Raw genomic sequence first — 3,383 nt, 5'->3', positions numbered from 1 at the left:
CGCATCGACAGCCTCTCGACGTCCACGTCGTCTGGCCTGAGCACCGCTACCAGTGGCATCTCCAGCCTCTCCACGGGGGTGAGCACAACGAACAGCAACGTCAGTAGCCTGTCGACATCGACGTCGAGCGGGCTGAGCACGGCGACCAGCGGCATCTCGAGCCTGTCCACAGGTCTGAGCACGACCAACAGCCGCATCGACAGCCTCTCGACGTCCACGTCGTCTGGCCTGAGCACCGCTACCAGTGGCATCTCCAGCCTCTCCACGGGGGTGAGCACAACGAACAGCAACGTCAGCAGCCTGTCGACATCGACGTCGTCTGGCTTGAGCACGGCCACGAGCGGCATCTCGAGCCTGTCCACAGGTCTGAGCACGACGAACAGCAACGTCAGCAGCTTGTCGACCTCCACGTCGTCCGGCCTGAGCACCAGCAGCAGCCGCATCGACAGCCTGTCGACGTCGACTTCAAGCGGCCTGAGCACGACCAACAGCAACGTCAGCAGCCTGTCGACTTCGACGTCGTCCGGTTTGAGCACGGCCACCAGCGGCATCTCCAGCCTGTCGACTGGCCTGAGCACCACGAACAGCAACGTCAGTAGCCTGTCGACATCGACGTCGTCCGGCTTGAGCACGGCCACGAGCGGTATCTCCAGCCTGTCCACAGGTCTGAGCACTACGAATAGCAACGTGAGCAGCCTGTCGACGTCGACGTCGTCGGGTCTGAGCACGGCGACCAGCGGAATCTCGAGCCTGTCCACGGGCTTGAGTACGACGAACAGCAACGTGGGCAGCCTGTCAACGTCCACGTCGACTGGCCTGAGCACGACCAACAGCCGCATCGACAGCCTGTCGACGTCGACTTCAAGCGGTCTGAGCACCGCCACGAGCGGCATCTCGAGCCTGTCCACAGGTCTGAGCACGACGAACAGCAACGTCAGCAGTTTGTCGACCTCCACATCGTCGGGTCTGAGCACCGCGACCAGCGGCATCTCCAGCTTGTCGACGGGCCTGAGCACGACCAACAGCAACGTCAGCAGTCTGTCGACTTCGACCTCGTCCGGCCTGAGCACGGCCACGAGCAGCATCTCCAGCCTGTCCACGGGCTTGAGCACCACGAACAGCAACGTGGGTAGCTTGTCGACCTCGACATCGTCGGGTCTGAGCACGACCAACAGCCGCATCGACAGTCTCTCGACGTCCACGTCGAGCGGCCTGAGCACTGCGACCAGTGGTATCTCGAGCCTGTCCACGGGGCTGAGCACGACGAACAGCAACGTGAGCAGCCTGTCGACCTCGACGTCGTCGGGCCTGAGCACTGCCACCAGCGGCATCTCCAGCTTGTCCACGGGCCTGAGCACCACGAACAGCAACGTCAGCAGCTTGTCGACGTCCACGTCGTCCGGTTTGAGTACCGCTACGAGCGGCATCAACAGTCTGTCGACGGGCCTGAGCACGACCAACAGCAATGTGAGCAGCCTGTCGACGTCGACGTCGTCAGGCCTGAGTACTGCAGCTAGCGGCATTTCGAGCCTGTCCACAGGTCTGAGCACGACGAACAGCAACGTGAGCAGCCTGTCGACCTCGACGTCGTCCGGCCTGAGCACGGCCACGAGCAGCATCGACAGCCTCTCGACCTCCACCTCGAGCGGTCTGAGCACTGCAGCCAGCGGTATCTCGAGCCTGTCCACGGGCTTGAGCACGACGAACAGCAACGTGGGCAGCTTGTCGACCTCGACGTCGTCGGGTCTGAGCACGGCCAATAGCCGCATCGACAGCCTCTCGACATCTACGTCGTCGGGCCTGAGCACGGCGACCAGTGGTATCTCGAGCCTGTCCACGGCTCTGAGCAGCACCAACAGCAACCTGGACAGCCTCTCGACTTCCACGTCGAGCGGGTTGAGCACCGCGACCAGCGGCATCTCCAGCCTTTCGACCGGTCTCAGCACCACGAACAGCAACGTCAGCAGCCTGTCGACCTCGACGTCGTCGGGACTGAGCACTGCGACCAGCGGTATCTCCAGCCTGTCCACGGGCCTGAGCACCACGAATAGCAATGTGAGCAGCTTGTCGACGTCTACGTCGAGCGGCCTGAGCACGGCTACGAGCGGCATCTCGAGCCTGTCTACGGCTCTGAGCAGCACCAACAGCAACCTGGACAGCCTCTCGACGTCTACGTCGTCGGGACTGAGCACGGCGACCAGTGGTATCTCCAGCTTGTCCACCGGCCTGAGCACGACGAACAGCAACGTGAGCAGCCTGTCGACCTCGACGTCGTCGGGCTTGAGTACGGCAACCAGCGGCATCTCGAGCCTGTCTACTGGCCTGAGCACGACCAACAGCAACGTGAGTAGCCTGTCGACTTCGACATCGTCGGGCCTGAGCACTGCGACCAGTGGCATCGCCAGCCTGTCGACGGGCTTGAGCACCACGAACAGCAGCGTGGGCAGCTTGTCGACCTCGACGTCCAGTGGTTTGAGCACGACCAACAGTCGAATCGATAGCCTTTCGACCTCCACGTCGTCGGGCCTGAGCACCGCCACGAGCAGCATCGACAGCCTCTCGACGTCTACCTCGAGCGGTCTGAGCACTGCGACCAGTGGCATCGCCAGCTTGTCCACGGGCCTGAGCACGACCAACAGCAACGTCAGCAGTCTGTCGACCTCGACGTCCTCGGGTCTGAGCACCACCAATAGTCGTATTGACAGCCTCTCGACGTCTACGTCGTCGGGCCTTAGCACGGCGACGAGCAGCATCGATAGCTTGTCGACGTCTACCTCGAGCGGTCTGAGCACAGCGACCAGCGGCATCGCCAGCTTGTCCACGAGCCTGAGCACGACCAACAGCAATGTGAGCAGCCTGTCGACCTCGACGTCGTCTGGTCTGAGCACTGCAACCAGCGGCATCTCGAGCTTGTCGACGGGCCTGAGCACGACCAACAGCAACGTGAGCAGCCTGTCGACTTCTACGTCGAGTGGCCTGAGCACGGCGACCAGCGGGATCTCTAGCCTGTCCACGAGCCTGAGCTCGACAAACAGCAATGTCAGCAGCCTGTCGACCTCCACTTCGAGCGGCTTGAGCACAGCCACGAGTGGCATCGACAGCCTGTCGACCTCCACATCCTCGGGTCTGAGCACGGCGACGAGTGGCATCGAGAGCCTGTCGACCGGTCTGAGCACCACGAACAGCAACGTGAGCAGCTTGTCGACGTCGACTTCGAGCGGTCTGAGCACCGCGACCAGCGGCATCTCGAGCTTGTCGACGGGCCTGAGCACGACCAACAGCAACGTGAGCAGCCTGTCGACTTCCACGTCGTCTGGCCTCAGCACCGCCACGAGCGGCATCTCCAGCCTGTCCACGGGCCTGAGCACGACGAACAGCAACGT

At 62.8% G+C, this 3,383-nt stretch carries 1 protein-coding gene; it reads left to right on the top strand.

The window, feature by feature from the left end:
* Nucleotides 1-3,383: beta strand repeat-containing protein (locus tag AC07O4_RS14335; protein ID WP_495305135.1), on the top strand; the 3,383-nt coding region annotated here is incomplete at both ends.

It is taken from the genome of Variovorax sp. GW821-FHT09D04 (assembly GCF_059416405.1).
The sequence above is the reverse complement of the archived record's forward strand: the minus strand, read 5'-3'. Positions and strand labels throughout refer to the sequence as shown.